This is a genomic window from Actinomadura sp. NPDC048955 (assembly GCF_040649435.1).
In the GTDB taxonomy this organism is placed as follows: Bacteria; Actinomycetota; Actinomycetes; order Streptosporangiales; family Streptosporangiaceae; genus Spirillospora; species Spirillospora luteofluorescens.
The window spans coordinates 114,630-140,119 of the sequence record NZ_JBEZJI010000019.1; the positions used below are offsets into that span (position 1 = coordinate 114,630).

Here is a 25,490-nt window from a genome sequence, read left to right on the forward strand (position 1 = left end):
GGTGGGGAGCGTAGTGACGCCCACCGACACCCGTCGGTGGATTCGGCGCGTTCAGTCCGCGGCCCCAACGTCGCCGCCGGGCCCATCGTTTTGGCGAACTCGGCTCCGCAGGCACTTACGGCTTGTGCGCGGTGGTGAGGAAGTCCAGGACAAGGGGGCTGGCGTGGGCGCGGAACTCCTCGAAGTAGGCATGCCGGCCGTTGGGAATCAGGTGCAGTCGGGCGTCGGGGATGCGGTCGGCGACCAGGGGTGCGTTGGCGGCCGGATTCAGCAGATCGTCACTTCCGTGGACGACCAGAGTGGGGGCGCTGATGCCCGGCAGAAGGTCCCAGGCGTTGTGCTGGTTGCTGGCCACGAGGTGGCGGCGCCGTGCGTGGGCGGGCATGCGAGGGTCGCCGAGGGTGTGGTGGGGGCCGGGATGGGAGGCGAGCCATCGCGGGGTGTACATCAACTCCAGCAGTGCCTGGCGCGCGGCCTCAGGCTGAGGTTGTGCCAGGGCTCGGCGGACGTCGTTGCCGCGTTCGGCGCTGTGCGGGCCGCCGGGCGAGGTGCAGCCGAGAACCAGGGCGCCTACCCGGCGGGGGTGACGGGCCGCGATGTGCTGGGCCACTCGTCCGCCCATGGACGTGCCGTAGACGTCGGCCCGGTCGATGCCGAGCCCGTCGAGCACGGCGATGACGTCCCGGGCGAACAGTTCGGTGCTGTAGGGGGCGTCGGGCTTGTCGCTGTCGCCGGTGCCGCGGTAGTCGAGCGTGACCGTGCTGCGAGCGGGATGGAAGTCGGCACGAACCGCGTCCCACCAGTGGTGATCGTTGGCCTGGCCCGCGAGCAGGACCAGCGGCGTCCCCCGGCCCTGGATCTGGTAGGCGATGCGGGTTCCGTCCGGTGTCATGGCGTACGTCATCGGCTTCCTCGCTCCTCCCTCAGACACCTGCTGCCACCGCGGCGCCCAGCCCCAGCAGGACGACACCGGTGGTCACGCTGAGCCCCCTCAGGACGGTCGGCCGCGATACCAGGGCGCGCCCCCGGCTGACGGCCCAGGTGAGCAACATGTACCAGGAGGCGCTGACGAGCGCCCACAGGGCTCCCAGTGCGACGGTCGACAGGAACACCGGGCCTTCCTCGGTCACGAACTGGGGCAGCACCGAGATGGCGAACACGCCGGCCTTGGGGTTGCCGAGATTGGTGATCAACCCGGTGAGATATCCGCCCGCGAAGCCGGTGCTGCGCTCGCCGTCGTAGGGCGTGGGGGCGGAGACGGTGGTGAGCGCGGTCCGCAGCGTCCTCACCCCGAGGATCATCAGCACGATGCCGCCTGCGATCCGGAGCACCGTGTACGCGGCGGGGCTGGCCAGCAGGACGGCGGACAGCCCGGCCGCGGCGGCCGTGGACCACAGCACGAAGCCGCTGGCGTTGCCCGCGAGCGTCCCTCGGAGCGTGCGCTGGCCGCCGTCCAGAACCTGCCGGATCATCAGGGCCTGGCTCGCGCCTGGCAGCATCGCCAGCAGCAGGGTCGTGACGATGAAGACGGGCACATGCGTGGGCATGGGGAAGAGCCCCTTCCGGGGAGCGCGGCCGATGGGTGCACCACCAGGCTTCCCGTCTCGTGCCCCTAAGAGAAGTTAAAAGGAAGGGGTTCAGCGTTAGGATTAGTGAATGCTGGTGGATCCGGGACAGCTGCGCCTTCTCGCCCTGATCGAGCGGCACGGTTCCCTGACGGCGGCGGCTCACGCACTCCAGCTCACGCCCGCGGCGGTCACCCAGCAGGTGGCCAAGGCCGAGCGCGACTGGCAGTTGCCCCTGGTCACCCGCGGTCCTCGCGGAGCAACGCTCACCGCGGCCGGTGCGCTGCTCGCCTCCCACGGACGAACTGTCGAGGAGGCGTCGGACAGAGCCGAGGCCGAACTGGCCGCACTGCTCGGCCACCTCTCGCTCCGCCTGCGGATCGGGACGTTCCAGGCGGCTGCCCTGCACCTGCTGCCACCGGCCCTGACGGCCCTGCGACACCGCCATCCGGCCGCCGACGTCTCCGTCATGGACGTGGTGTCCGGACGCGGAGTGGACGAGATCAGCGCGGGGCACCTGGACGTGGCCATCGTCGCCTCCTGGGGCAAGCCGCTCGCGCCGCCCCCGCACCTGCGGGCCCACTCGCTCCTGTTGGACCCGATGGTCGTGGTTCTCCCCGACGACCATCCACTGGCCAGCCGGCCCGCGGACGCCGAACTCCGCCTCGAACAACTGCGGGACGAATCGTGGGTGTCCATCCTGGCCGGCCATGCGGCCCGCGAACAGTTCCACGACGCTGCCCGCGAGGCCGGTTTCACTCCCACCGTGCGGTTCGAGACCGAGTCCTACGACGTCGCACAGGCTCTCGTCGGCACGGGCATCGCAGTGGCCCTGGTCTCACGCCTGGCTCTGACGCGCGCACCTGGCACCACCCATCGCGAACTGGCCCACCCCAGGTCCTACCGCCAGCTCTACGCCGTGACCAGAACCGACGCCAGCCTCACACCACTCGCAGGCCTGCTCATCGAGCTCCTCCGTGACGTCGCACGCGACATCACCGCCACCTGGGAGGCTCCCCTGCGACTCCGGAACTCGTAGACCACGCCCCCGCGCCGCTCTCAGGCTTCGGCGGTCCGCTTGGGCAGTTTCCAGCCTGGACGGGGGAAGTGGCACGTGTAGCCGTTCGGGTACTTCTGCAGGTAGTCCTGGTGCTCGGGCTCGGCTTCCCAGAAGTCACCGGCGGCGGTCACCTCCGTGACGACCTTGCCCGGCCACAGGCCGGAGGCGTCGACGTCGGCGATGGTGTCCTCGGCGACCTTCCGCTGCTCGTCGGAGGTGTAGAAGATCGCGGAGCGGTAGCTCGCGCCGATGTCGTTGCCCTGCCGGTCCACGGTCGTGGGGTCGTGGATCTGGAAGAAGAACTCCAGCAGCGCCCGGAAGTCGGTCTGGTCGGGGTCGTAGACCACCTCGATGGTCTCGGCGTGAGACCCGTGGTTGCGATAGGTGGCGTTGGGCACGTCGCCGCCGCTGTAGCCGACCCGCGTGGAGACCACTCCAGGCTGCCGCCGGAACAGCTCTTCCATCCCCCAGAAACAACCGCCCGCGAGCAGAGCCCTCTCGGTCGCCATGGTCCTCGTCCCCCTCGTGTGATCCGTCGATGCCTACAGCGGACGTCACACCACCGTTATTCCAAGGCCGGGCTCCTTGGTGAGGCGGATGGTGCCGTCCTCGCCGGTCAGGGGAGCGGGCTGGTATCCCTCGCTCCGGTAGAGCGCGATGTTGTTCCGGCTGCCCGCTCCGGTGGAGAGCACGATACGGCGGCAGGACGGGTCGGCGGCGGCCTCGGCCGTCTGGAGCAGCCAGCGTCCCAGGCCGCGCCCTCGCAGGTCGGGGACGACGCCGAGCCGTCCGACATGCCATTCGGCGTCGTCGCGGCGGGTCCGGACCATGCCGAGGAGCCGGCCGTCCCGCCACAGCCCGATCGCCTGCCAGGTCGCGAGCCAGTCACGTACCTGCTCTACGGACTCGTGCAGCGCGGGGACGGTCAGGGGGTCGTTGGCGAGGGCCTCGTCCACCCAGCAGCACCGCTGCAGGACGGTCACCTCGGGGGCGTCGTCCGGCCTCAGTCGCCGCAGGTAGGAGCCAGGCTCGGGTCCGGCCGACGATGCGGCACGCGCCTGTTCCCGCATCGGCCGGAGCGCGTGCGCGACCCGGACCAGCTCGTCCAGGACATCGATCGCCGCCTCGCCGGCAGCGGCGGCGGGCCGCACTTCCCCGTCGTGCACGGCGTCGGCGATGCGGAGCGCGACGGTGGACCCCAGCGGTACGAGGCGCAGCGTGGTCACCACCTGCTTGGCGTGCTGCACGGCCCTCGTGCCCGCCGAGGTGTTGCCGTAGCTGACGAACCCGATCGGCTTCCACGCCCACTCGCGGGAGAGGTAGTCCAGCGCGTTCTTCAGGGACGCGGGCATCCCGTAGTTGTACTCCGGCGTCACGACGATGAGGCCGTCGACGGCGTCCACGATCGCGCTCCACCTGCGCGTGTGCTCGTTGCGGTACACGCCCGAGGACGGATGGTCCTCCTCGTCGAGGAACGGGAGCCCGAGGTCGGCGAGAGCCAGCGGCACCAGTTCGGCGCCGAGTTCGGCGGCCCGGGGCGTGATCGTCTCCGTCAGCCACGCCCCCACCGCGGGGCCGAGGGCACCGGGGCGGGTGCTGCACACCAGGACGAGAACGCGCACCTGTTTCGTTGACATGTAAATGAACATAGGCGATAGGTTGTTTACATGTCAAAGAAACCGTCGGACGAACCCGTGCGCTGGCTGACCCCGGACGAGGAACGAGCGTGGCGGGCGTTCCGCCGCATGGTGATCGCCGTCCAGACCGGCACCGCGCGCGACCTCTCCCAGGCCGGCCTCTCCGAGCCCGACTACGAGGTGCTCAGCACGCTGTCGGAGCGGCCGGACCACGCCGGCACCCTGCACGAGCAGGCCGCGAAGATGGGCTGGTCGCGCAGCCGCCTCTCCCGGCACGCCACCCGCATGGAGGCGCGCGGCCTCATCCGGCGCGCACCCGACCCGGCCGACGGAAGGGGCTGCCTCCTCGTCCTCACCGAACACGGCCTGGACACTCTGGTCGACGCCGCCCCCGCGCACCTGGAATCGGTGCGCCACCACTTCATCGACCGCCTGGCACCGGAAGACCTCACCGCCCTGGAACACATCGCCGGGAAGGTGGAGGCCCCAGGCGAGGCGGCGTCCGCGCCCTAGGGCCGCCGCCCGGCCTCCAGCAGGACGGCGAGTTCACCGAACCCGCTCACGACCAGGTCGCTTTCCACGTCGTCCGCTCGGTCGGCGGTGAGAGAGGGCCCCTTCTCCAGCGGACGCTCCAGGAACGCGGTGGCGAGCCCCGCCCCTCTGGCGCCGTCGATGTCCCACTTGTGCGCGGCGACCATCAGGACCTCCGCCGGTTCCACGTCCAGCAGCCGCACCGCCGTCAGGTACGCCTCCGGCTCGGGCTTGTACGTGCGGGCGAGCTCCGCCGACAGGATGCAGTCGAACGGCAGCCCCGCCCCCTTGACCAGGTTCGTCAGCAGGGCGAACCCGCCGTTGGACAGCGCCGCAACCACGTACCTCTCCCGCAGCCCGGCGAGGCCGTCCACCGAGTCGTCCCACACCGGCAGACAGTGCCAGGCCCGGACGAGGCGCCGCCGCGCGTCCTCGTCGAAAGCGTCCGCGACGCCGTGCAGCTCCAGCAGCTCGTCGAGTGACTCCCGGTGCAGCGTGTCGAGGTACGCCCACTCCCGCTCCCCGCTACTGACCCGCTGCATAGACGGCAGGTACCGCTCGCGCCAATCGTCGGCGAAGGCCTCACCCTCCAACGCGACACCGCGCTCCGCAGCGATCGCCGCCACCTGCTCGGCGACCCCCGTCCGCCAGTCGACGGTCGTCCCGAAGATGTCGCAGGCGACTACCCGGATTGCTCCCGCGTCGAACCCCACTGGTACTCCCTACCGCACTCCCTCGCCAAAGAGCGCTTGGATGGCGCCCCATCCCAGTCCTAACACGCCCGGACGGCACCCTCTAGCGGACTCCACGCCTCCCCATACCTGCGCAGAGCTCGGCGACCTGTTCCTTGGCCAGGTACTGGACGAGCCCTTCGGCGACGATCACCGCGGGCCGGTCGGCCGGGACGCCGGCGAGCCATGCGGGGTCGGTGACCGAGGCGGCGACCTGGTGGTGACCGGGGCGCGCCTGGCCAAGCTGCGCGACTTCTCCCTCTTCGCCGCGTCGGAGATGGCGAGCATGCAAGAACGGTGGAAGCAGGCGCAAAGCGAGTAACCGCGCTCTCAGCGGGCGGCGCCAGGCCGTCGAGGCGTCCCTGCGCAGCGCTGTCCGGGGCGGCAGGCTGACGCCCGGACGTGACAGGCCCCGCTCTCGTCCGAGGACGGGAGCGGGGCCTGTGGTGAGGCTTGGGCTGTCTGGTCAGCCGAGGGGCTTCGGGGCGCCCTTCTTGCCGGCGCCGTGGCCCCAGGACAGGACCTCGTACTTGACGCCCTTCAGGTGGCCCGCCGAGGTGCCGGTGTTGTACTTGCTGCTCGGCTTCTTGCCGTCCACGAGGTGGCGGAAGGTGTAGGTGTCGAGGTCGAGCATGACGCCGCGGTGCGACGGCTCGCCCGGCCCGCGGTCGCCGACGAAGCCGGTGACGCTGCGGCCCTTGTAGGTGACCTTCACCTTGGTGTGCATGGGCCAGCTCGGGCTGGCGAACAGGCCCTTCTGCATCGGCTTGCCGCCGGCGGGGGCGCCGGTGTCACCGTTCACGCCCGAGCCGTCGTCCCAGAAGTAGGACGCGGTGGTGCTGCCCGCCAGAACGGCGTGGCTCTTCGGAGCGACCTTGCCGGTGGCATGGCGGGCGGCCTTCATGTCGTTCTGCCCGGTCACCTGCTGCCCGGTCGCCTGCTGCCCGGTCGCCTGCTGCCCGGTCGCCTTGGGCTCGGACACCCGCTGCCCGGTGACCTTGTGCCCGGACACCAGCTGGTCGGTGACGTTGTGCCCGATCAACTGCTGCCCGGCGGCCTTGTGCGCGGCCACCTGCTGTCCGGTGACCTTCTGCGCCGCCGGCTCGTCCGCCGGGCTCCCATGAGTGGCCCCGGCCGCCACGCCCGTCACCAGCAGGCCCGCGAGGGCGGTGCCGATCAGGGCGGTGTCGATGACTCGCTGCTGCATGTTCGTCCTTTGCTCGGTGGTCCGTGCGCCGGGTCACGCCTTCGGGCGTGAGGGGCTCGCCGTTGGGGCATGACGGACCCGGCGCACGGCACGTGGGCGTGCTCGCGACGTGGGTGTGATCGCGCAGGGAGGGAGAAGGGGGGCGCACCACTGGACGGTGCGGGGCAAGGGGCCGCTGAACGGCCTCAGCTCACCGGTACTCGGGGTAGCCGTAGCCGGCGACGGTGGAGGTGTCGCGGACCTTCTTCTTCACGGCGTCGCCGGTGTTGCCCTCGATGGTGTTGATGGTCCCGTCGTGGTTGTCCTTCACGACGATGCCGACGTGCTCGACGCCCTTGATGCCGCCGCCGTTCCAGGCGAAGAAGACCACGGCGCCGGGCTTCGGGGTCTCACCGAAGCGGCCGGTCTTCTTGAACCACTTGGCGTGGCTGACGGTGTAGGCGTCGGCGCCCATGCCCTTGGTGCCGGTGTGCTGGCCCAGCCAGGACACGAACATGTCGCACCACGACTGGCCCTTGTAGACCGAGGCGCTGCCGGCACCGATGCGGTGGGCGTTCTGCTCGCCCAGCGGCGAGCCGACGTACCAGTTGTTGAACTTGCTGTTGCCCGAGGCGTCCTCGTGGGTGCCGACCTGCGTGCGGGCGAGGTTGATGACGTCCTGCGCGGAGGCGCCGGCCTGGGCGCCGTTGGCGTCGGCCTTGGACACGGGGGCGACGTGCACGGTGTTCGCGGGCTTGGCGTCCGCCTGGGCGGACGGGGCCAGGGAGGCGAAGCCGAACGCGCCCGCCAGGGAGAGGACGGCTCCGGCGGTGACGCGGGCGCCCATGCGCTTGGTCATGTTGAAGGTACGAGCGGTCATGCGAAGGTTCTCCTGAGTTCTTCCAGTCCGCCTACCGGGTTAGCTGTCGGGTTCGGGCGTGGAAGTGGCCCTACCGCGGCCCCGCGCATTGCGGGGGTGCGGATTCACCCCGGTGTTTCGGTGGGTCCCCGGCTCCGCTGCGCCGTGATCGGCGCTCTGCGGACTCGGCGGCGGACGTACCTTGATCGGCCGTCCTGATGATCAGGGACTCGACGCGCCCTTCATGATCTGGTCGGGCGCTCCGGACGGGCTTCCCCGTCGGTCACAGACCCACAACAGGTTCAAGCGGCCCCATATTTCGTCAAGCCCATCCCAAAGACGCGACCCACCTGCAAAGACTCTCCAAAGCTCCCTGCACGCAAGGGCTGTGGACCGGTCAAGACCGCCAAAGATTTCTTGTCGGCCCCCTCCACCCCGAGGGACCGACCACGCCTGACCGCTCAGGAGATTGCCTGTAATGCACACACCACATGATCCGTTGCCTTTAGGACGCGGATGCGGGTCTGAGCCGACCGGGCGCCGAGAGTGGGGCCGGACCCCCGCCGCCTGCGGCGATGCCGGACGTCAGCACTGCATGGGCCGGAGGAACAACGCGGGGTACTGAACGGCCCCCGGCACCACCAAGCCGCTTCTTCCCGCCCGCAGCCCACCCGCGCGCGTGCGATGTCTGTCGTCTAGGCGGGTCGACACCACAGTCCTCAGGCTGCGGAAGAGCATCTGATCTCGCCCCGGACGAGCCCGCCCGGGCAGGTAGATCAGGATCTTGCAAGAGGGCGCACCTTGGGTGGGTGGGGGACGCTACCCGCGTCGGACCCTCGAACACGATCCGGTTGGCTGAGCCGTTGAGGTTCTTCTCGAACCGTTACTGTTCGGCCGATCGTCGACATCGACGATCTCGGCGACGAGTACAACGCCGTCCACTCGAATCCCCATGGCGCGGGCCGTTGTTGGCCCGGCGCTCTTGGCACGCGCTATCGACGCGCGCGGGAGCAGCGAGCCGGCCCCCTGGCTGCGACCTCGGTGAGTTCGCTGAGCAGGTCATCCGGGGTTCTCAGATGCTCGGCCAGCACCAGAAGCCCGACCACACGAACCCAACTAAAAGCAACCATATAATCACCGCAGATGCGATCAATAGAGCACTGGAAGCGCTCCCACCCGAGCCGCTGTCCGATGCTCAGCTCATCGCTATGGCGAACAGCGCACCCAGTAGCATGAACGGCCCGAACGGTATCTCTGTCTTTCTCGTCGCCTTGCGGAGCGCTATGAGCGCGATCCCGAACAGGCCGCCGAAGAGGAAACCGGCGACCAATCCGAGCAGCCAGGCGCCCGACCCCAGCCAGCCCAGGTACAGGCCGAGGACCCCTGCCAGCTTGACGTCCCCCCGCCCGATCGACCGCGCCGCGAACAGCCGCTGGACGGCGTAGGCGGCCCACAGCGCCACCGCGCCCGCCAGCGCGCCCACCAACGGCCAGAACTCGGCGGCCACCAGCGTGGCGACCATCAGCAGCCCCGTGCCGATCGGGTAGGACGGCAGGACGAGCAGGTCGGGCAGCCGCCTGACCGCCAGGTCCACGGCCGCGAGAAGGGTGCCGACGGTCCCCAGGTAGAGGAACGCCGGCAGCTCGGGAACGAGCCCGATGCGCCAGGCCAGCAAGGCCCAGACGGCGGCCGTCGCGGACGCCACCGCCAGTCTCGGCGCCAGCCGGGCGGCCCGCCGGGCGCGCGCCTGCTCCGGCAGGAAGCGCCACGCGTGCGGCGCGGCGAACCAGCCGACGGCTCCGCCGGCCGCCGCGCCTCCCGCGACGAGCGCGATCACCGGTCGCTACCGGTGCTGCGCGGGACGGGTGAAGGCCGCCGGGGCCCCGGCGGTGCCGGGGGCGCCGTAACCCGTGATCCGGGCGCGGCCGTCGCCGGTGAACTCGGCGTAGGTGCGGGCGACGGGGTCCAGTACGATGCCGACCCGGTCGGGCCGACCGTCCTCGCTTCGGAAGAACACCAGGTCGGCGGCCTTCTCCTCGCCCGGCCGGACGGGGGCGCCGTAGGCGCGCTGGGCGCCGGTCCCGCCGGGGAGCTCGAGCCCGGCCAGTCGGTGCACCTCGCGGACGAATCCGGATCCGTCGCAGGCCGCGCGCCTCCAGCGCTCATCGAATTCCTTCCGTGATGCGTCGTCGCCGCCCGGCGGCCGGGCGGCGAGCCGGGTGCAGGGCCCGGTCCCAGGGCCGATCCGCCGGTAGGTCTCGGCCAGCACGCGCGCCGCGGCGGGCGGGGTGCCGGGCGGGGGGTTGGGGACGGCGCCGTCGGGCTCGCCGCCATAGGTTTCGGGGTCGTCGGCGTCGACGAGGTTCGCCCGGAACCTGCGGCTGACCGCGGTCCGGTCGCCATCGGGCCAGGCCCGCACGCCGTCGCAGATCAGCCGCGGCGTCCCGGCGCTCCCCGGGACGCGGGCGCAGGAGGGCAGGTCGAGCCGGGCGGCGGCCGTCGCGGTGCCGGAGCGGCCGAGGCCGCGCTCGCCGAACCTGTCCCGGCACAGGCGGGTCTCGGTGGGGAGCGGGGACGCCGTGGCGCCGGGAGCGGGCGGCGTTTGCGGAGGGTTCGTGGTCTCCTCGGCGCCGGGCGCCCCCGCCTCCGGCACCGGACTGGTCACCTTGCAGTCGCGGGTCGCGACCGACACGCTCGCGGTGCGGCCGCGCAGCCCGCTCAACCGGACCGGCCCGACCAGGTCGGCCCCGTTCAGCCCGGCGTAGCGGGCCGCGCGCTCCCTCGCCGCGTCCTCGCCGACGTCCCAGTAGGCCGCCCCGCGGGGGTCGACCCCGGCGAGCGCCAGTTCGAGGGCGTACTCGCGCAGCGGCTGCACCGCCGCCAGGGCCGCCGCGTCCGCCGCGACCTGAGCGCGGCCGCGCAGGTCGCTGGAGAAGGCCAGCCGGCCGACCAGCATCGTGGCGGCGACCAGGAGCAGCGTCATCCCCACCACCAGCACGATGGTGGCTCCGCCGCGGTCCCGTTCGGCCCTCACCTGTCACTACGCATTCTCTGTCATTTCCCGGCTGAATCCGGCCGCCAATCGACCGTCCCGCCGCGACGGTAAAACTCGGGGCGGCGCGGCGGGCAGGGCCGATGGGCCCAATAAAGTCCCTCAATCAACGCTCGAGGGAGCTTTTCCGGCTTCCTACCCCGATGCTTGACATCTCAACATAATCGGGTCTAAACAAAGACAACCAAGCACCGTTCGCCACCGACCCGAGGTCCTGGAGAGCGATGAACGAGCACCGTGTCCGCCGTGCCGTCGTGGCCATCGGCGATCTACCCAGCACCGGCCACGTCCCGGCCGAGCCGGCCGAGCGGCTGACCGTGCCGAGTGCTCTGACCGGCACCGCCGACGCCTACGAACGGGTCGCCGCCCACCTGGCCGATTTCGCCGAGATCCTGGTCGTCTACCCGGAATGGGACGCCGCCCCGGCGCGGCGGCTGCTGCCGGTCGTCCGGGGCCTCCTGGACACCGACCGGGTCGCGGAGCTCGGGCTGCGGCTGCCGCCGCTGGCCTTCTCCCTCGTCGCCGACCTGCTGGCGCACTCCGCGCGGTACATGCCGCTGGGGCTGCTGGCGCGGGTGAGCGAGCGGCTGGAGCGGGAGGTCGCGGCCGGTGCCCGGATGGGCAGCGTCACCCGGCTGGCGAACGTGCCGGCCGGGCTGCGCCAGCACGTGCGGTCGTACGTGCCGGGCTCCGGCTTCGTGGCCTGGGCCGCGCCGGTGTCCCGGGTGGACGCCGTCAACCGCCGCACCGGCACCGTCGACCCGCCCGAACCGGTTCCGGACGGGCAGGTCCACCTGCTGGTCGCGCGGCGGGACGGGGAGTTCCCCGGCCTCCGGGACAGGCTGGTCGAGGCGTTCCGGCCGGACAAGGTCCTGGACGTCGCGCCGCAGCCGCTCGGCACCCGCTACTGGGGCACCCGCCGGCACGCGGAGTTCGTCGCGTTCAGCACCGCCCCCTCCGCGTTCCGCGCGCTGGTCCAGGGCGAGCGGTTCTGGCACTGCCCCTGGTGCCGCCGCCCGACGGCCTCCGAGATCTGCCCGTCCTGCCGCATGTCCCAGACCGACCCACCGCACCAGAACCAGAGCTGGCCGCCCGTCCCGCCGGACCCGGCCCCCGGCCGGGAGGCCGCGCCGGCCGCCCGCGACGGCGCCGCGGTGCCGCTCGGCGACTCCCCCACCCCCATCCTGACCAGCGCAGTGAGGACGCCCGTGAGAACGCCCATCGCCCTGCCCCCGGCGGGCACGGCCGCCGCCCACTCCAGCGGCGCCCCCGACGATCCCGCGAGGTCCGCGTGAACCCCCGGCAGCGGCGCGGCGCGGTGCTGCTGGGCGTCGCGGTCCTCGGCTCCGCCTTCGTGTTCGCCTCGGTCTACCGCTACGTCGCCTCGGTGCGCGCGGAGGTCGGCCCGAAGCTCAGCGTCCTGGTCGTGACCAAGGAGGTCGGCGCCTACCAGCGTCCAGGTCCGGACGCCCTGGCGACGCGGACGATGCCCCGCCGGTGGATCCCGCCCAGCGGGATCCTGCACCGGCCCGAGGAGATCGGCGACCGGGTGGCCGCCACCCGGCTGCGGCCCGGCACCTACCTCGTGCCGGACCTGCTGACCGCCCAGCCCGACCTGCGGCCCGGCCAGCGGGCGATCACCCTCCAGGTGACCGTCGACCCCAACGTCACCGGCCGGCTGCGGGCCGGTGCGCTGACCGACGTCTACGCCACGTTCCCGGCGCAGGGGAAGCGGCAGGCCTGCGCGTCGCGGATCGTCTCGCGCGCCCTGGTCCTGCAGGTCGGGCGGCGGGAGGGGGAGCACGTCGCGATCATGTTCGCGTTCGACGGCCGCGACTCCCTCAAGGTCACCTACGCCGAAAGCTTCGCCAACCGCATCCGGCTGGCGCTCATCAGCGAGGCCGGGGAACCGGGCGAGCTGCAACTGACCCCGCTCTGCTCCGCCCCCGTGAGGTGACGACGTGAGCATCCGCGTCATGCTGGCCGTCGGGGACCTCCCGACGGCGGCCGTGCTGCGCGCCCTGCTGGACGAGCTGACCGGCGTCGTCCTGACGGCGGAGGCGGCGACCGCCGCCGACGTCGCGGCGGCGGTGGCGGCCGAGGCCGAACCCGACGTCCTGCTGCTGCACCACACGCTCGACGGGTTCCCGACCACCGACCTGGTGCGCGAGCTGACCGGCCGGCACCCGGCGCTCGCGATCATCGTCGTCGTCGAGGAGCCCACCACCGACCAGCTGGGCCTGGCGATGGAGGCGGGCGCGCGCGGCGTGATCGACGCGCACCCGTCGCTGGCCGAGCTCCAGCACCGGACGGGCGCCGCGGCCGACTGGTCGCGGACGATGCGGCACCACCTCGACCCCGGCTCCGGCGGCGACCCGGGCGCCTCCCGCCGCGGCTACACGGTCGCGGTGTGCGGGGCCAAGGGCGGGACCGGCACCACGCTGCTGGCCGTGCACCTGGCGCTGTCCGCCGTGGGCGCCGGGCGGCGGGTCTGCCTGGTGGACCTGGACCTGCAGACGGGCGACCTGCAGTCCTACCTCGACATCACCCACCGCCGCAGCATCGCGGACCTCGGCGCGGCGGCCGACGACCTGGACGGCACCGTGCTCGCCGACGCGCTCTTCGCGCACCGCGACGGGCCCCACGTCCTGCTCGCCCCCGCCGAGGGAGAGCGCGCCGAGGAGGTGACCGAGACGGCGACCCGGCAGATCCTGGTCGCGCTGCGGTCCCGCTACGACGCCGTGATCGTCGACTGCGGCGCCCAGCTCAACGATGCCAACGCCGTCGCCATCGAGACGGCCGACCGCGTCCTGGTCACCGCCAGCCCCGACCTGCCCGCGCTGCGGGGAGTGCGGCGCCTGGTCGGGCTGTGGGAGCGGCTGTCGGTGCGCAAGAAGGAGGACGTGGGCGTGGTGCTCGTCCGGCACTCCCGCCGCGACGAGGTCCAGCCGGACTTCGCCCGCCGGGTGCTGACCGCGCCGCTGCTGAAGACGGCCGTCCCGGCGGACTTCCGCGCCGTGGAGGAGGCGGTGAACACCGGGGCCCCCGGCAACGCCGCGTCCAGCTCCTACCGGAGCGCGGTGGAGGCGCTGGCCCGTGAGATCGGCCTGCACGAATGGGGCGCGGCGCGGCGGCGCGGGCGCCCCGGGCACGGCCGCAGGACCCGCGACCGGGCCCGGCGCGGCGGCGGCGACTCGGGCGCCGCCGTCACCGAGTTCGCGGCGGTGCTCCCGCTCATCGGCCTCCTGATGCTGGTCGCCTACCAGGTCGTCCTGGTGGGCGTGACCGCCGTGTACGCGACGCTGGCGGCCGGCGAGGGCGCCCGAGCGGTCGCGGTCCTCGGCAACGGCGCGGCCGACGGCCCGGTGGTCCGCGAACGGGTCGCGTCCCGGATCGCCGCGCCGTGGGACCGCCCCGACCGGCTGCGGCTGAGCGCGGACGGCGACTGGTTCACCGCGACGGTGCGGGTCCCGGCCGTGCTGCCCGGAACGAGCGGCCTGTTCGACCTGCACGCCCGGGCCCGGGTCGTCCACGAGGAGAAGGGCGCGGAGGAATGAGCCGCACGGCGGCCGGCGGGCGACCCGCCCGCGGGGCCGGCGACGCGGGCACCGCCGCGGTCGAGTTCGCGGCCGTGCTGCCGATCGCGGGGGTCGGCATCCTGCTGTGCCTGCAGGCGCTGGTGGCCGTGGTGTCCGTCGAGCGGGTGCAGAACGCCGCCCGCACGGGCGCGCGGGTCGCCGCGCAGCGGCAGGACCCCGGCGCGTGCCCGGCCGCCGCCCGCGGCGCGCTGCCCGGCTGGGCGAGGGAGCCGCGCGCCGTGGGCACGGCCGCCGGTGACGGCGTGAGCTGCGAGGTCACGGTGCGGACCCCGCTGCTGGTTCCAGGTGTTCCGCTGGACCTGGAGTTCACCAGGACCGTCCACATGCCGGGAGGTTGAGCGATGGCGCTGCGCAACAGGACGGGCGAACCCCATCAGAACGGGCACCGGATCAATCCGGGCTCGGTGTCGCGCTGGCGGCAGCGGCTGCTGGAGGAGGTCAGCCTCGACGAGCTGGCCGACCTCGACCTGGCCCAGCGCCGCGCCCGGCTGGAGAAGGTCACCGGCCACATCATCAGCCGCGACGGGCCGGTGCTGTCGGCCGGCGAGCGCGGCCAGATGATCCGCCGCGTCGTGGACGAGGCGCTCGGCCTCGGCGTGCTGGAACCGCTGCTGGCCGACCGCTCCATCACCGAGATCATGGTGAACGGCCCCGGCGACGTCTACGTCGAGCGCGGCGGGCGGCTGGAGCGCATCGACACCCGGTTCACCGACGAGGAGCAGCTCTACCAGACCATCGACCGGATCGTGGCCCAGGTGAACCGCCGGGTGGACGAGTCGTCGCCGATGGTGGACGCCCGGCTGCCGACCGGTGAGCGCGTCAACGTCATCATCCCGCCGCTGTCGCTGACCGGCCCCGTGCTGACGATCCGCCGGTTCCCGCGCGCCTACATGGTGGACGAGCTGGTCGCCCAGGGCAGCGTGGACCCGGCGACGGCGATGCTGCTGGCCGCGCTGATCCGCGCCCGCGTCAACGTGGTGATCTCCGGCGGCACCGGCACGGGGAAGACGACGATGCTCAACGCCCTGTCGGCGTTCATCCCGGCCGAGGAGCGCATCGTCACCGTCGAGGACTCCGCGGAGCTCCAGCTCCAGCAGCAGCACGTGATCCGGCTGGAGTCCCGCCCGCCCAACATCGAGGGGCGCGGCCAGGTGACGATCCGCGATCTGGTCCGCAACGCGCTGCGCATGCGGCCCGACCGCATCATCGTCGGCGAGGTCAGGGGCGCGGAGACCCTGGACATGCTCCAGGCGATGAACACCGGCCACGAGGGGTCGATGGTGACCGTCCACGCCAACTCCGCCGAGGACGCCGTCCACCGGTTGCAGACCCTGGGCAGCATGAGCGACCTGCGCCTGCCGTTCGAGGCCGTGCGCGACCAGATCGTCCACGCCGTCGACGCCGTCGTCCACCTCACCCGGGGCCCGGACGGCACCCGCCGGGTCGCCGAGGTCGCCGTGGCGTCCCGGACGGACGGGGCCCAGGCCGCCGTCCGGTTGCAGACCGTGTCCCGGTTCGCGGCCGAGCCGCTCGGGCCCGACCTGAAAGTGCGGGGCGAGCACCGGCGGCACGCGCTCCCCGCGCAGCTCGTCGAGCGGCTGCTGCTGGGGGGCGAGAGCGTCCCCGGCGGGTTCGACGCCGCCCCCGCCCCGGTCAGGGAGGTGGGGGGATGAGCGTGACGCCCGCACTGATCCTGTGGCTGACGGCGGGGGCGCTGGCCGTGGCCGTCCTCGGACTCATGCAGTTCCTGGCCGGCTGGGAGCGGCGCCGGGTCCTGGCCGAGCGCTCGGTGACCGGCGAGCGCCTGCTCGGCCGCGGCCCGCGCGAGGCGTTCGAGCGCTGGCTGCGCGGCACCGAAGCGGGCCGGGTCGTGGAACGCCGCCTCACCGCGTCCGGGGTGCGGATGAGCGTGCTGACGTTCCTGACGCTGCTGACGCTCAGCACCGTCGCGGTGCTCGTGCTGATCGGCGCCTACCTCGCCCCGCTGTTCGGCGTCGCCGCCGGAGTCGGGGTCGCCCTCGCGTTCTTCGGCTTCCTGCGCCGCCGGGAGGACCGGCGGCGGGAGGAGTTCATCGCCCAGCTCCCCGAGCTGGCCCGGGTGCTGTCCAACGCCTCGTCGGCCGGGCTGGTGCTGCGCACCGCCATCGAGATGGCCGCCGAGGAGCTGGAGGACCCCGCCCGCTCCGAGCTGCGCATCACCTCCGCCGCGCTGCGCATCGGCAAGCCGATCGACGAGACGCTGCACGAGCTCGGCGAGCGCCTCCCCTCCCGCGAGCTGGCGGTGCTGGTCAGCACGCTGCTGGTGGCGGCCCGCTCCGGCGGCTCGCTGGTCACCGCGCTCCAGGGCATCGCCACCACGCTCGACGAGCGCAAGGAGACCCGGCGGGAGATCCGCACCATCCTGGGCGAGGCCGTCGTCAGCAACTGGGCCGTCGGCGTGCTCGGCATCGGCGCGCTGCTGCTCATCAACCTCATCCAGCCCGGCGTCCTGCGGGAGATGGCCGGGAGCACCGTCGGGCAGGCGATGCTGGGCGTCTCCCTCACCCTCTTCGTCACCGGACTGGTCATCATCCGGCGCATCACCAGGATCGACCTGTGAACCCCGCGGTCAGCGCCGTGCCGGCGGCCTGCTGCTTCCTGGCGGCGACGGCCGGGTACGCGATGCTGCGCTCGTCCGAGCGGGTGAACGCCCCCGCGGCACCGGCGGCGGCGCGGGCGGCCCGGCGGCGCGGGGTCGTCCCGCTGGGGGGTCTGGCCGACGTGCTCGGCCGGCCGTTCACACCGCTGGCGCTCGCCGTGATCGGCCGCTGGCGGATCGGCATCCGCAAGCGGATCGAGGCCGCCGGACGGCCCGGCGACATGACGCTGGAGGTGTACGCCCGGCAGACGGCCGGTTTCGCCGTCCTGTTCGGCTTCACCACGGCGATCCTGCTGCTGTCGGGCGTCGGGCTGCCCAGCCTGCTGCCGCTGCTCGGCGTGGGGCAGATCGAACTGCTGCTCTACAGCCGGGTCCGCGCCCGGCGGGAGCAGATCGAACGTTCCCTGCCCGACTTCCTCGACGTGCTCGCCGTCACCGTCACCGCCGGGCTGAGCTTCCGGCTGGCGCTGGGCCGGGTGTCGAGCAGCATGCCGGGGCCGCTGGCGGACGAGTTCCAGATCGCGCTGCGCCAGATGGAGCTCGGCACGCCTCGCCGCGCGGCCTTCGAGGAGCTGCGCAGGCGCAACCGCTCGGCGTCGCTGCACCAGTTCATCACCGCGCTGCTGCAGTCGGAGGAGCTGGGCGCCCCGCTGTCGGCGGCGCTGGAGCAGATCAGCGCGGACATGCGGCGGCAGGCGGCGCAGTGGGCCAAGCGCAAGGCGCAGCGCAACACCCCGCGGATCACGGCGGTGACGACGACCCTGTCGCTGCCCGCCATCATGATCCTGGTCCTCGGCTCGATGCTCTTCACCGTGGGGGCGGACGTCGTTGCGGTACTTCGCTGAGACCGGCGGGTCCCCCGGGGGACCGGCCGCCGCACCGGGCGCCGCGGCCGACCGCGTCCCGGCCGGGCGGGTCACCGAGACCTTCCGGCTGATCATGCATCTGCGGACGGCGCTGGCCGGGGTGTCGATGCTGCTGCTGCCGCGCGACCGGCTGACCTTCGGCGCCATCGCCCTGGTCACCTGCGTCGGGGTGGTCTCCTGGCTGGCCGCCCGGCACGCCGGGCGGGTCGTCGCGCTGCTGGAACGGCACCCGCTGCTCGCCGCGCTGGACGCGGGCGTCCCGTTCGGCGTCCTGGCGCTGGGCGGGCCGCTCGGTCCGTTCTTCCTGTCCACCCTGCTCACGGCGCTGGTGGCCGGGCTCCTGTTCGACCGGGTGGGCGTGGCGGCGCTGTCGGTCCTGCACGTGCTGTGCTACGTCGGCACGATCGCCTTCGTCCCGGAGGCCCAGCAGCACACGCTCGCGTCCTTCCAGGCGCTGGTCGGGCAGCCCGCCTGCTATCCGCTGGCCGCGTTCGCCGGCCGGACGGTGCGGCGGATGCTGGAGGAGAACGCCGACGCCGACCGGGCGCGCGTCCGCGCGGAGGCCATCGCCGCGGCCGCGCAGGAGCGGCTCCGGCTGGCGCGCGACATGCACGACTCCGTCGGCAAGACGCTCGGCGGCGTCGCGCTGGCCGCCACCGCGCTGCCGTTATGGCTGCGCCGCGACCCCGAACGCGCCGCCCGGGAGGCGCACACGATCGCCGAGCACGTCCGGGTGGCGGCGGTGGAGGCCCGCGAGCTCATCTCCGGGCTGCGCGACCCGGCGCTCGACCGGCCGCTCGCCGAGACCGTCGCGGCCAGGAGCGGAGCGTGGCGCGATCGGCACAAGGTCCGCCTGCGATGCCGGATCGACCCCGCCGCGGACCTGTCCCCCAGTGGAAGGCGGGAGCTGCTCGCCATCCACGGGGAGGCGCTGGCGAACGTCGCCCGGCACGCGGGCGCCCGGTCGGTCACCGTCCGGCTCGCCGTCGAACCGGACGCCGTGGTGCTGTGCGTGTCCGACGACGGCCGGGGCTTCGCCCTGACCTCCGTCGAGGACCTGGCCAGGGAGGGCCACTACGGGCTGCTCGGCCTGCGCGAGCGCGCCGAGAGCATCGGCGGCACCCTGTCGGTCGAGTCCCGGCCGGGCACGGGCACGACCGTGACCGTCCGGGTCCGGTACGCGGGGACGTTGCGAAGGGCGGGCTGACATGGCCGACTCGGCAGACCTGACCACGCGGGCCGCCGGCCGCGACCGGGAACCGATCCGGGTCCTGGTCGCCGACGACAACCCGGTCGTCCGCTCCGGGCTGGCGTCGCTGCTGGGGGCGGCCGGGATCACCGTCGTCGGGGAGGCCGCCGACGGAGAGCGGGCCGTCGCGCTCACCGAACGGCTGCGCCCCGACCTGGTCCTGCTGGACGTCCGGATGCCGCTGCTCGACGGCATCGGCGCGGCCGCCCCGCTCGCCCGGATCAGCCGGGTGCTGATGCTGACCTACTCCGACGACCCCGAGATCGTGCGCGAGGCCGTGGCGAACGGCGCCGCCGGATACCTCGTGCACGGCACCTACGACCAGGACGATCTCGTGACGGCGGTGCACGACGTCGTCGGAGGCGGCAACCCGCTCTCCCCGGCCGCGAGCGCGGCGCTGGTCGACGCCGTCCGGGTCGCGTACGCGGGCGACCCGATCGAACGGTTCGGGCTGTCGGCTCGCGAGATCGCGATCGTGGACCTGGTCGCGCGCGGACTGTCCAACCGCGAGATCGCGGCCCGGCTGTTCCTCGCGGAGAAGACCATCAAGAACCATCTCAACCGCGTCTACCCGAAGATCGGTGTCACCTCCCGCAGCGGGGCCATCGCCCTCTGGCTGCGCCTGCGCCCGCCGCAGGACGACTGAATTTCCGGGCCCCGGCCCAACGGAAATAGGGACCATCAGCCCTGTGATCGAGGGCCATTGGTTTCTAGCGTATTGATTGCAAAACACCGTTTCTACCGGGAGGCGACATGTATTCGGTTCGTCTGGTCCTGCTCATGCAGAATGGCTGCGACAAGCTCGGGAAGTGGTACGCCGACCGGGGCGAGGGCGAGCGCGGGGTGACCATCACCGAGTACGCGGCCCTGCTGGTCCTCGTCGGCGCCCTGGTCACCGCGCTCTACGCGGCGGGCCTGCTCAGCAAGTTCTCCAGCGCGGTGAGCAGCGCGATCAGCGCCATCTTCACGCCGTCGAGCGGCTCGGCGACCTCCTGAGGCACCGCGATGCGCCCCGACACTGACGAACGGGCGGGACGAGGCGCCGACGCCCCGGCACCGCCGCCCGTCCCGGGTCCCGGTCGGCCGGGGCGGGCCCTCCCCCGCCCCGGCCCTCCAGGAATGGTGACGCTCTACGCCGCGGTATGGATGGTGTTCGGCTGGGCCAACGGCCAGCGGCGGCTCGCCGACAGTTCCTTTCTGTGGCATCTGAGGACGGGGCACTGGATTCTGGAGCACGGAATTCCGCGCTCGGACATCTACTCCTTCACCGCGCCGGGGACGTCCTGGATCGCCCAGTCCTGGCTCGCGGAGGTCTGCTACGCGCTGCTGGACGCGGCCGGCGGCCCGGTCGCCCTCCGGCTCTTCGGGGCCGCCGTCGGGCTGGCGATCGCGGCGCTCTCGTTCCGGCTCGCGCTGCGGCTGTCCAACGACCGGCTCGCCGCCGCGCTGCTGCCCGCGTCCGGGCTGATCGCGGCCGGCCTGGTCTGGTCGGAGCGGCCGCTCCTGCTCGGCGTCCTGGCACTGCTCGTGCTGGTGTGGGTCGTGGACGTCCCCGACTCCCCGGCCGGGCGCCGCCCCCACCTGGTGATCCCCGTGGTGATGTGGCTGTGGGTGAACGTGCACGGCAGCTTCGCGCTGGGATTCGGCTTCCTGGCCCTGCATCTGGCCGGCCGCTGGCTGGACGGCGCTCCGCCGTGGCGGGACCGCGAGCGGGCGCTGGCCCGGGCCGGGCTGCTGGCGGGGGCGGTCTGCCTGGTCAACCCCTACGGACCGGCACTGCTGTGGTTCCCCGTGGCGCTGCTGATGCGCGGCGACGTCCTGGCCGCGATCATCGAGTGGAAGTCCCCGGATCTGCGGACGCCGCAGGGCATGATGTTCGCCCTTTTCCTCGCGACGGTGCTGGTGGTGCTGGCCCGCGCGCGGCGGCGGCCGTCCCGGCGGGACGTCCTGGTGCTGGTGTCCTTCCTCCTGCTGGCGCTGTGGGCGCAGCGCAACATCGCGGCCGCCCCGGTCGTCGCCCTGCCGATCGTCTCGCGCCTCGCCGGCCGCGACGCGCCGCGCCCGGACGCCCGGCGCCGCCCGCACTGGGTCCCGCTGGCGCTGGTCCTGGCGTTCGCGGTGTTCTGGACGGCCGACCGGCTGCCGCGCCCGGCGTTCGGCCACGACGTCACCGACTACCCGGTAGCGGCGATGCGCGCCGTGGAGCGGAACGGGCTCCTGGGCCGGCGGCTCCTCACCACCGACGTGTGGGCGGGCTACACGATCCACGAGTACTGGCCGCGGCAGCGCGTCTTCATCGACGACCGCTACGACATGTATCCCCGGCAGCTCATCCACGATTACCTGCGACTCCTCGGAGGCGAACCGTCATGGCGCAGCACTCTCGACCGCTATCGGGTGGAGGTGGTGGTCTGGCCCCGCGAGCACGCGTTCGCACAGATCCTCTCCGGCGACCTCCGCTGGAAGCTGGTGTACTCCGACGCCGCCGCGGTGGTCTACACCCGGATCGGAGCGACCGCGGGGTGACGACGGCCGGGTACGGCGCCCTCCTGGTCGTGGTGGGCGGGCTGGTCGTCGCACTGCTGACCGTCAACCTCCCCTGGGTGGTCGAGGCGCGCTCGTCGGTCGCGGTGTGCCGGATCTACCGCCTCGTCGGCCAGGACTGCACGCCTGACAAGCCGCCGAAGCCGGGCCCGAGCCTCCTCCAGTACGCACAGAGCTGCCCCTCCTGACCGGAACGAAGGATCGGAACGCGATGAACTCGACGGGCACGGCGGCACGGCGCGAGGTGCGCCCGCGCGCGCGGCGGCTGCGGAACCGGGCGCTCACCGCGGGAGTGGTCGCCACCATGGCCGCGGCGGGCCTGGTGGCCACACCCCCGTGGGCCCGCGCGGACGACGACAACTCCGACGATTTCGCAAACTGGTGCAAGGACCACACCTCCGACTGCGACTACCCCGTCGCCCCGAAGACCGGCACGGACGAGTTCGACCGGCTGCTCTACGACATCTGCGACGAGAAGGGGGGCGGGGAGGCCGAACCGACCAAGTACACCTGGCACCAGAAGGACAAGTTCCTGGGCGACTGGATGCTGTTCCAGCCCGTGAACGCGGACGGCTGCGAGTTCGTCCCGGACGGGGAGCCGATCGTCCAGACCGGCAAGGACCCCAAGCCTTACCGCAACGACCGGAACCAGTTCACCCGCAACTGCGCTCAGACGGCCGACGCCATCGTCACCACGCAGTACCAGGACACCGAAGTCAAGCTGTACACCGTGGGCACCAGCGTCTCCGTCGGCGGCAAGGCCGGGCTGTTCGGCCTCGCCGAAGTCGAGTGGAAGGTCGAGTTCAACTTCTCCTACCAGTGGGGCACCTGGACCTGGAAAGGGCAGAGTTTCGCGGTCCCGCCCGGCTACGTCGGCTGGCTGGAGAGCACCGAGGACTGGGGCGTCATGAAGGGACGCTACAAACTGAACTTCCCGCACCCCCTGCGCGGCCACTACTACTGGTACACGCCCCAGGTCACCATCGAGGCTCCGCTCAAGGGAACCGGCACCACCAACTACCAGGTCCGGCCCATGACGGACGAAGAGATCAAGAAGATGTGCCCGCACTGGGACTGGGACGGCTGGGACCCTCGCGACGACCCGAGCGGCAACGGCGGCACCACGCCGCCCACCTGCACGTCGGGCTCCCCCGGCGGTCCGACCGGCCAGCCGAGCTCGACACCGCCGTCCGGGACGACCGGCCCGACTCCGACGGACAGCGGAACCTCCAAGCCGCCCGAGTGGGCGGCCGGGCAGGACTACGAACTCGGCGACCGGGTGACCTACGGCGGCCACATCTACCAATGCCTGCGCGCCCACGTCTCCGACGCCGGATGGACCCCCGACCGAACCCCCGAACTCTGGCGCCGCCTCAGCTGACCCCAAAGTCCGAGTTACTTGGCGCCGGTTGGCGGTAGCTCGGCGTGGTTCTTCTCGCGGGTCGAGGTGAGCAGGCGGGCGCCGGTGTGGACGGCCTTCGGGCCATCACCACGGCGACGATCGAACTGCTGGCGGAGCAGGGATACGCGAAGCTGACGATCGAGGCGGTCGCCGCGCGCAGGAACTGGCCACCGGGTTCGCGCTACGGCTCGATTAGGCGGCATGGCGGGACAACGTCGCCTAGCGGTCCGATGAGGCCGGGGGCTTAAATGCAGAGCGGGTCGCACTGAGCTCCGCAGACGTCGTTCCTCCGTTTGTCGGCGCGTGGTGTTGGTCAGAACACGGATTCCGCAGCCAGCAGGCGATTGGACGCTCGGCGGCCGCGGCGGCGTGGTGAGTCGACTCGCATCAATTCACTTCGCAGCGTGGCGAGCGACACGGCTCCGACGAGGACGGTCCCGTCCGGGAAACGGAAGACCGGCACTCGCGGGCCGGACGCGCGAGCGGGCCGCGCTGGTTCCGCGTGGGGCCGCTCGCCGTCTTTCCCGGTGTCCCACCGGAGGCCGATCGCGGAGGCCAGCCCCCGCAGCACGTTCACGTCGCCGATGTCCAGACCGTCACTGAAGTAGGCGCGGTAGAGGCGGGCGGTCATGTCCTCGGCGTTGCCATGCGCCGCCGCCAGCGCGATGAGCCGGTGGGCGTCGCCGGTGTGGGCCGGCACGATCCGGTCGAGGTTCACCACCAGGCCGTCGGCCGCCGCCGCCTGTGCGATCTGCTCGATCCGCGCGGAGGGGGCGGGCTGGAGCCGGCCGTGGCCCGACGGTGTTTCCGTTGACGAAGGCTCGGTCTCGTACGGCCTGAAGACGACCTCCAGTTCGCCGCCACCGGCCCTGTGCTCCTCGGCGGCCCGCTGGAAGCGAACGTAGGCGAGCGCCGACCAGACGCAGGCGATGTCGTGCGTGAACTCAACTTCCATGGGCTCGTCCCTCAATGGCGGCACGGATCGTTCCGTGCCGCCTCAGCATGCACGCCCCCCGCGTCTCGCGTCAACACGGAACGTTCCGTGCCGCCTGAGCGGTATGCTGGCCGCATGTCACCCAGACGTCCCGAGCGCCGAAGCGAAGAGGCCGCCAACGCCGTCATCAAGGCCGCGATGGACCTGTGCCAGGAGGTCGGGTACCGCAAACTCAGCATCGAGGGCATCGCCGCCCGCGCCGGCGTCGGCAAGAACACCATCTACCGCTGGTGGCCGTCCAAGGCCGCCGTGCTGCTGGACGGCCTGCTGTCCACATGGAAGATGGACGCGACCTTCCCCGACACGGGTGACTTCATCGCCGACATCAAGGCGCAGATGGCGGCGGCCTCCCGCATCCTCGGCGACCCGGACGTCTTCCCGCACTACCGCGCGCTGATCGGCGAAGCCCAGCACGACCCCGCCCTCCACCGGGCCCTGTGGGACAACTTCATCGGTCACCTGGCGGGCGCCGCCGCCGAACGCATCCGCGCGGCGCAGCGCGCAGGCCAGGTCCGTTCCGACGCCGACCCGGTCCTGGTCACCGAACTGCTCTACGGCGCCGCGTACTACCGCCGACTGCTCACTCCGCGCATCGCCGACACCGCCCACGTCAACGCCATCGTCGACCTCGCATTCACCGGTCTTGCCCCGGCGGCCGAAACACCCGCCCAGTAGCGGCCTGCGAACCCGGCATCTCGGCGCGGGACGTGTTCTAGCAGTCGGCGAGCATCGCGGCGAGTCCGTCCAGATGCCGCTCGAGGGCGTATTCGAAGAGCCCTTCGAGGTCTTCCGCCGTTCCTTGGGGAACAGCGGAGAGAAGGGGAAACCGGGTGCGGTTGACGGTCTTCCACTCGCGCACCGGCGGGGTCGGGTTCCAACGGCGGAGACTCGTTCCGATGGTGTTCCTGGTGCAGTCCTCCTCGGCCAGGGAGCCTGCGGCGGCGACGGCGATCGAGTGGATGGTGAGAGCTTCGCGCACCCGGATTTCCATCGAGAGGCCGAGACCGTCGAGGGCACGGAGCACCCATTCGGTGTGCGCCATCATGTTCGGCGCGAACAATGGCCGCATGAATGACACGGTCTTCGGCAGCCAGAGGTGGCGTCGACACAGCTCCCATTCGGCGCGGGCGATGAATTCCAGCTTCGCCCGCCACCCTGCCGGCCCTTTCGCCGGAAGGATGACCTCGCCGAAGACGTGGTCGGCCATGTGCATCAGCAGCTCTTCTTTGCTCGTGATGCTCTGATAGAGGGACATCGGCCGGACGCCTAGGTGCGCGCCTAGCCGTCGTATCGACACCGCTTCGATTCCCTCGGCGTCGGCGATCGCGATGGCCGCCTCCAGCAACCGCGTGCGCTTGGCCGGCCCCCCGGCCGGCCGGGGGGACTCGCGCGGGCCGGCGGCGCTGACCACGGTTCCCGCGCCGACGCGCGGTTCGACCAGGCCCTGCTCGCGCAGGACGCCGGCCGCCCTGGTCGCGGTCGCCTCTGGTTGCGACCTTTCGACACGAATGCGGCCAGCTGGACCGTATCCGAGTTGATCTTATTAAACCAAACAGATCGGTTTCTGTCCGCGCGCC

General features: G+C 72.3%; 28 protein-coding genes and 1 riboswitch. Of the genes, 16 read left to right on the plus strand and 12 right to left on the minus strand.

Annotation, left to right across the window (positions count from 1 at the left end):
- Window positions 1–115: 115 nt before the first annotated feature.
- Together AB0C84_RS20065 and AB0C84_RS20070 are read right to left on the minus strand one after the other, a co-directional pair.
- The gene (locus AB0C84_RS20065; protein ID WP_361068246.1) at window positions 116–904 is read right to left on the minus strand and encodes an alpha/beta hydrolase; all 789 of its coding nucleotides are present in this window, start codon (window positions 902–904) and stop codon (window positions 116–118) included.
- Between the two features lie 19 nt (window positions 905–923).
- Window positions 924–1,547: a LysE family translocator gene (locus AB0C84_RS20070; RefSeq protein WP_361068248.1), complete on the minus strand. Its 624-nt coding sequence runs from the start codon at window positions 1,545–1,547 to the stop codon at window positions 924–926.
- 109 nt (window positions 1,548–1,656) lie between these two features.
- Between AB0C84_RS20070 and AB0C84_RS20075 the strand changes: the two genes are divergently transcribed.
- Window positions 1,657–2,604, plus strand: coding sequence for a LysR family transcriptional regulator (locus tag AB0C84_RS20075; protein ID WP_361068251.1), 948 nt, complete (start codon window positions 1,657–1,659; stop codon window positions 2,602–2,604).
- 20 nt (window positions 2,605–2,624) lie between these two features.
- On the opposite strand, the gene msrA is transcribed toward AB0C84_RS20075, so the two are convergent.
- Both msrA and AB0C84_RS20085 read right to left on the minus strand, forming a co-directional pair.
- Window positions 2,625–3,134, minus strand: a complete 510-nt coding sequence (gene msrA / locus AB0C84_RS20080) for a peptide-methionine (S)-S-oxide reductase MsrA (RefSeq protein ID WP_258940890.1) — start codon at window positions 3,132–3,134, stop codon at window positions 2,625–2,627.
- 45 nt (window positions 3,135–3,179) lie between these two features.
- A complete protein-coding gene (locus tag AB0C84_RS20085; RefSeq protein ID WP_361068255.1) occupies window positions 3,180–4,262 on the minus strand; it encodes a bifunctional NAD(P)H-dependent oxidoreductase/GNAT family N-acetyltransferase in 1,083 nt (360 codons plus the stop codon).
- Between the two features lie 30 nt (window positions 4,263–4,292).
- Between AB0C84_RS20085 and AB0C84_RS20090 the strand changes: the two genes are divergently transcribed.
- Entirely contained in the window at window positions 4,293–4,775 is a 483-nt protein-coding gene (locus AB0C84_RS20090; protein WP_179842121.1) for a MarR family winged helix-turn-helix transcriptional regulator, read from the plus strand.
- Here the strand turns inward: AB0C84_RS20090 and AB0C84_RS20095 are convergent.
- The 6 genes from AB0C84_RS20095 to AB0C84_RS20120 all read right to left on the minus strand — a co-directional run bounded on the left by AB0C84_RS20095 (window position 4,772) and on the right by AB0C84_RS20120 (window position 10,603).
- Window positions 4,772–5,506, minus strand: coding sequence for a haloacid dehalogenase type II (locus AB0C84_RS20095; protein WP_361068259.1), 735 nt, complete (start codon window positions 5,504–5,506; stop codon window positions 4,772–4,774). The two genes, AB0C84_RS20090 and AB0C84_RS20095, sit on opposite strands and share 4 nt — an antisense overlap.
- Before the next feature lie 82 nt (window positions 5,507–5,588).
- The gene (locus AB0C84_RS20100; RefSeq protein ID WP_361068262.1) at window positions 5,589–5,816 is read right to left on the minus strand and encodes a hypothetical protein; all 228 of its coding nucleotides are present in this window, start codon (window positions 5,814–5,816) and stop codon (window positions 5,589–5,591) included.
- 174 nt (window positions 5,817–5,990) lie between these two features.
- Window positions 5,991–6,731, minus strand: coding sequence for a hypothetical protein (locus AB0C84_RS20105; RefSeq protein ID WP_361068265.1), 741 nt, complete (start codon window positions 6,729–6,731; stop codon window positions 5,991–5,993).
- A 190-nt stretch (window positions 6,732–6,921) separates the two neighbouring features.
- Window positions 6,922–7,590, minus strand: coding sequence for a CHAP domain-containing protein (locus AB0C84_RS20110; RefSeq protein ID WP_361068268.1), 669 nt, complete (start codon window positions 7,588–7,590; stop codon window positions 6,922–6,924).
- A gap of 14 nt (window positions 7,591–7,604) precedes the next feature.
- Window positions 7,605–7,770: riboswitch (cyclic di-AMP (ydaO/yuaA leader) on the minus strand.
- 994 nt (window positions 7,771–8,764) lie between these two features.
- On the minus strand, window positions 8,765–9,406 hold the full coding sequence (locus AB0C84_RS20115; RefSeq protein ID WP_361068271.1) for an A24 family peptidase: 642 nt from the start codon (window positions 9,404–9,406) through the stop codon (window positions 8,765–8,767).
- 6 nt (window positions 9,407–9,412) lie between these two features.
- Complete coding sequence (locus AB0C84_RS20120; RefSeq protein WP_361068274.1) at window positions 9,413–10,603, minus strand: NlpC/P60 family protein; 1,191 nt, start codon at window positions 10,601–10,603, stop codon at window positions 9,413–9,415.
- 242 nt (window positions 10,604–10,845) lie between these two features.
- Here AB0C84_RS20120 and AB0C84_RS20125 point away from each other — a divergent pair, with 242 nt between their 5' ends.
- The 13 genes from AB0C84_RS20125 (at window position 10,846) to AB0C84_RS20185 (ending at window position 22,898) form a co-directional block, all read left to right on the plus strand.
- Window positions 10,846–11,916 (plus strand): hypothetical protein, encoded by a 1,071-nt coding sequence (locus tag AB0C84_RS20125; RefSeq protein WP_361068277.1) that lies wholly within the window; start codon window positions 10,846–10,848, stop codon window positions 11,914–11,916.
- The gene (gene cpaB, locus AB0C84_RS20130; protein ID WP_361068280.1) at window positions 11,913–12,578 is read left to right on the plus strand and encodes a Flp pilus assembly protein CpaB; all 666 of its coding nucleotides are present in this window, start codon (window positions 11,913–11,915) and stop codon (window positions 12,576–12,578) included. Before AB0C84_RS20125 ends, cpaB begins: the two co-directional genes overlap by 4 nt.
- A gap of 4 nt (window positions 12,579–12,582) precedes the next feature.
- Window positions 12,583–14,178, plus strand: coding sequence for an AAA family ATPase (locus AB0C84_RS20135; protein WP_361068284.1), 1,596 nt, complete (start codon window positions 12,583–12,585; stop codon window positions 14,176–14,178).
- The gene (locus tag AB0C84_RS20140) at window positions 14,175–14,558 is read left to right on the plus strand and encodes a TadE family protein (RefSeq protein WP_361068288.1); all 384 of its coding nucleotides are present in this window, start codon (window positions 14,175–14,177) and stop codon (window positions 14,556–14,558) included. The genes AB0C84_RS20135 and AB0C84_RS20140 overlap by 4 nt, the downstream gene beginning before the upstream one ends.
- A 3-nt stretch (window positions 14,559–14,561) precedes the next feature.
- A complete protein-coding gene (locus tag AB0C84_RS20145; protein WP_258940900.1) occupies window positions 14,562–15,893 on the plus strand; it encodes a CpaF family protein in 1,332 nt (443 codons plus the stop codon).
- Window positions 15,890–16,819, plus strand: coding sequence for a type II secretion system F family protein (locus AB0C84_RS20150; protein WP_179842133.1), 930 nt, complete (start codon window positions 15,890–15,892; stop codon window positions 16,817–16,819). The genes AB0C84_RS20145 and AB0C84_RS20150 overlap by 4 nt, the downstream gene beginning before the upstream one ends.
- Window positions 16,816–17,703 carry a type II secretion system F family protein gene (locus AB0C84_RS20155; protein ID WP_338743713.1) on the plus strand — a complete coding sequence of 296 codons (888 nt, stop codon included), beginning with the start codon at window positions 16,816–16,818 and terminating at the stop codon, window positions 17,701–17,703. The genes AB0C84_RS20150 and AB0C84_RS20155 overlap by 4 nt, the downstream gene beginning before the upstream one ends.
- Window positions 17,687–18,931 carry a histidine kinase gene (locus AB0C84_RS20160; RefSeq protein WP_361068295.1) on the plus strand — a complete coding sequence of 415 codons (1,245 nt, stop codon included), beginning with the start codon at window positions 17,687–17,689 and terminating at the stop codon, window positions 18,929–18,931. The genes AB0C84_RS20155 and AB0C84_RS20160 overlap by 17 nt, the downstream gene beginning before the upstream one ends.
- A gap of 1 nt (window position 18,932) precedes the next feature.
- Window positions 18,933–19,619 (plus strand): response regulator transcription factor, encoded by a 687-nt coding sequence (locus AB0C84_RS20165; protein ID WP_361068299.1) that lies wholly within the window; start codon window positions 18,933–18,935, stop codon window positions 19,617–19,619.
- A gap of 107 nt (window positions 19,620–19,726) precedes the next feature.
- Window positions 19,727–19,969, plus strand: coding sequence for a hypothetical protein (locus AB0C84_RS20170; protein WP_179842137.1), 243 nt, complete (start codon window positions 19,727–19,729; stop codon window positions 19,967–19,969).
- A 123-nt stretch (window positions 19,970–20,092) separates the two neighbouring features.
- On the plus strand, window positions 20,093–21,499 hold the full coding sequence (locus AB0C84_RS20175) for a hypothetical protein (protein WP_361068303.1): 1,407 nt from the start codon (window positions 20,093–20,095) through the stop codon (window positions 21,497–21,499).
- Window positions 21,496–21,705 carry a hypothetical protein gene (locus AB0C84_RS20180; protein WP_179842139.1) on the plus strand — a complete coding sequence of 70 codons (210 nt, stop codon included), beginning with the start codon at window positions 21,496–21,498 and terminating at the stop codon, window positions 21,703–21,705. Before AB0C84_RS20175 ends, AB0C84_RS20180 begins: the two co-directional genes overlap by 4 nt.
- A gap of 23 nt (window positions 21,706–21,728) precedes the next feature.
- Complete coding sequence (locus AB0C84_RS20185; protein ID WP_361068307.1) at window positions 21,729–22,898, plus strand: carbohydrate-binding protein; 1,170 nt, start codon at window positions 21,729–21,731, stop codon at window positions 22,896–22,898.
- 334 nt (window positions 22,899–23,232) lie between these two features.
- On the opposite strand, the gene AB0C84_RS20190 is transcribed toward AB0C84_RS20185, so the two are convergent.
- Window positions 23,233–23,874, minus strand: coding sequence for a DsbA family protein (locus AB0C84_RS20190; RefSeq protein WP_361068310.1), 642 nt, complete (start codon window positions 23,872–23,874; stop codon window positions 23,233–23,235).
- A 114-nt stretch (window positions 23,875–23,988) separates the two neighbouring features.
- Here AB0C84_RS20190 and AB0C84_RS20195 point away from each other — a divergent pair, with 114 nt between their 5' ends.
- Window positions 23,989–24,588, plus strand: coding sequence for a TetR/AcrR family transcriptional regulator (locus tag AB0C84_RS20195; RefSeq protein WP_361068314.1), 600 nt, complete (start codon window positions 23,989–23,991; stop codon window positions 24,586–24,588).
- 37 nt (window positions 24,589–24,625) lie between these two features.
- Here AB0C84_RS20195 and AB0C84_RS20200 read toward each other — a convergent pair whose 3' ends face one another.
- A complete protein-coding gene (locus AB0C84_RS20200) occupies window positions 24,626–25,324 on the minus strand; it encodes a TetR/AcrR family transcriptional regulator C-terminal domain-containing protein (protein ID WP_361068317.1) in 699 nt (232 codons plus the stop codon).
- Window positions 25,325–25,490 lie beyond the last annotated feature (166 nt).

Bases quoted from the DNA above. Each gene is read 5' to 3' on its own strand.
- AB0C84_RS20065 (WP_361068246.1), bottom strand. From the start codon at position 904: ATGACGTACGCCATGACACCGGACGGAACCCGCATCGCCTACCAGATC.
- AB0C84_RS20070 (WP_361068248.1), bottom strand. From the start codon at position 1,547: ATGCCCACGCATGTGCCCGTCTTCATCGTCACGACCCTGCTGCTGGCG.
- AB0C84_RS20075 (WP_361068251.1), top strand. From the start codon at position 1,657: ATGCTGGTGGATCCGGGACAGCTGCGCCTTCTCGCCCTGATCGAGCGG.
- msrA (WP_258940890.1), bottom strand. From the start codon at position 3,134: ATGGCGACCGAGAGGGCTCTGCTCGCGGGCGGTTGTTTCTGGGGGATG.
- AB0C84_RS20085 (WP_361068255.1), bottom strand. From the start codon at position 4,262: ATGTCAACGAAACAGGTGCGCGTTCTCGTCCTGGTGTGCAGCACCCGC.
- AB0C84_RS20090 (WP_179842121.1), top strand. From the start codon at position 4,293: ATGTCAAAGAAACCGTCGGACGAACCCGTGCGCTGGCTGACCCCGGAC.
- AB0C84_RS20105 (WP_361068265.1), bottom strand. From the start codon at position 6,731: ATGCAGCAGCGAGTCATCGACACCGCCCTGATCGGCACCGCCCTCGCG.
- AB0C84_RS20110 (WP_361068268.1), bottom strand. From the start codon at position 7,590: ATGACCGCTCGTACCTTCAACATGACCAAGCGCATGGGCGCCCGCGTC.
- AB0C84_RS20125 (WP_361068277.1), top strand. From the start codon at position 10,846: ATGAACGAGCACCGTGTCCGCCGTGCCGTCGTGGCCATCGGCGATCTA.
- AB0C84_RS20140 (WP_361068288.1), top strand. From the start codon at position 14,175: ATGAGCCGCACGGCGGCCGGCGGGCGACCCGCCCGCGGGGCCGGCGAC.
- AB0C84_RS20145 (WP_258940900.1), top strand. From the start codon at position 14,562: ATGGCGCTGCGCAACAGGACGGGCGAACCCCATCAGAACGGGCACCGG.
- AB0C84_RS20150 (WP_179842133.1), top strand. From the start codon at position 15,890: ATGAGCGTGACGCCCGCACTGATCCTGTGGCTGACGGCGGGGGCGCTG.
- AB0C84_RS20165 (WP_361068299.1), top strand. From the start codon at position 18,933: ATGGCCGACTCGGCAGACCTGACCACGCGGGCCGCCGGCCGCGACCGG.
- AB0C84_RS20170 (WP_179842137.1), top strand. From the start codon at position 19,727: ATGTATTCGGTTCGTCTGGTCCTGCTCATGCAGAATGGCTGCGACAAG.
- AB0C84_RS20175 (WP_361068303.1), top strand. From the start codon at position 20,093: ATGGTGACGCTCTACGCCGCGGTATGGATGGTGTTCGGCTGGGCCAAC.
- AB0C84_RS20185 (WP_361068307.1), top strand. From the start codon at position 21,729: ATGAACTCGACGGGCACGGCGGCACGGCGCGAGGTGCGCCCGCGCGCG.
- AB0C84_RS20190 (WP_361068310.1), bottom strand. From the start codon at position 23,874: ATGGAAGTTGAGTTCACGCACGACATCGCCTGCGTCTGGTCGGCGCTC.
- AB0C84_RS20195 (WP_361068314.1), top strand. From the start codon at position 23,989: ATGTCACCCAGACGTCCCGAGCGCCGAAGCGAAGAGGCCGCCAACGCC.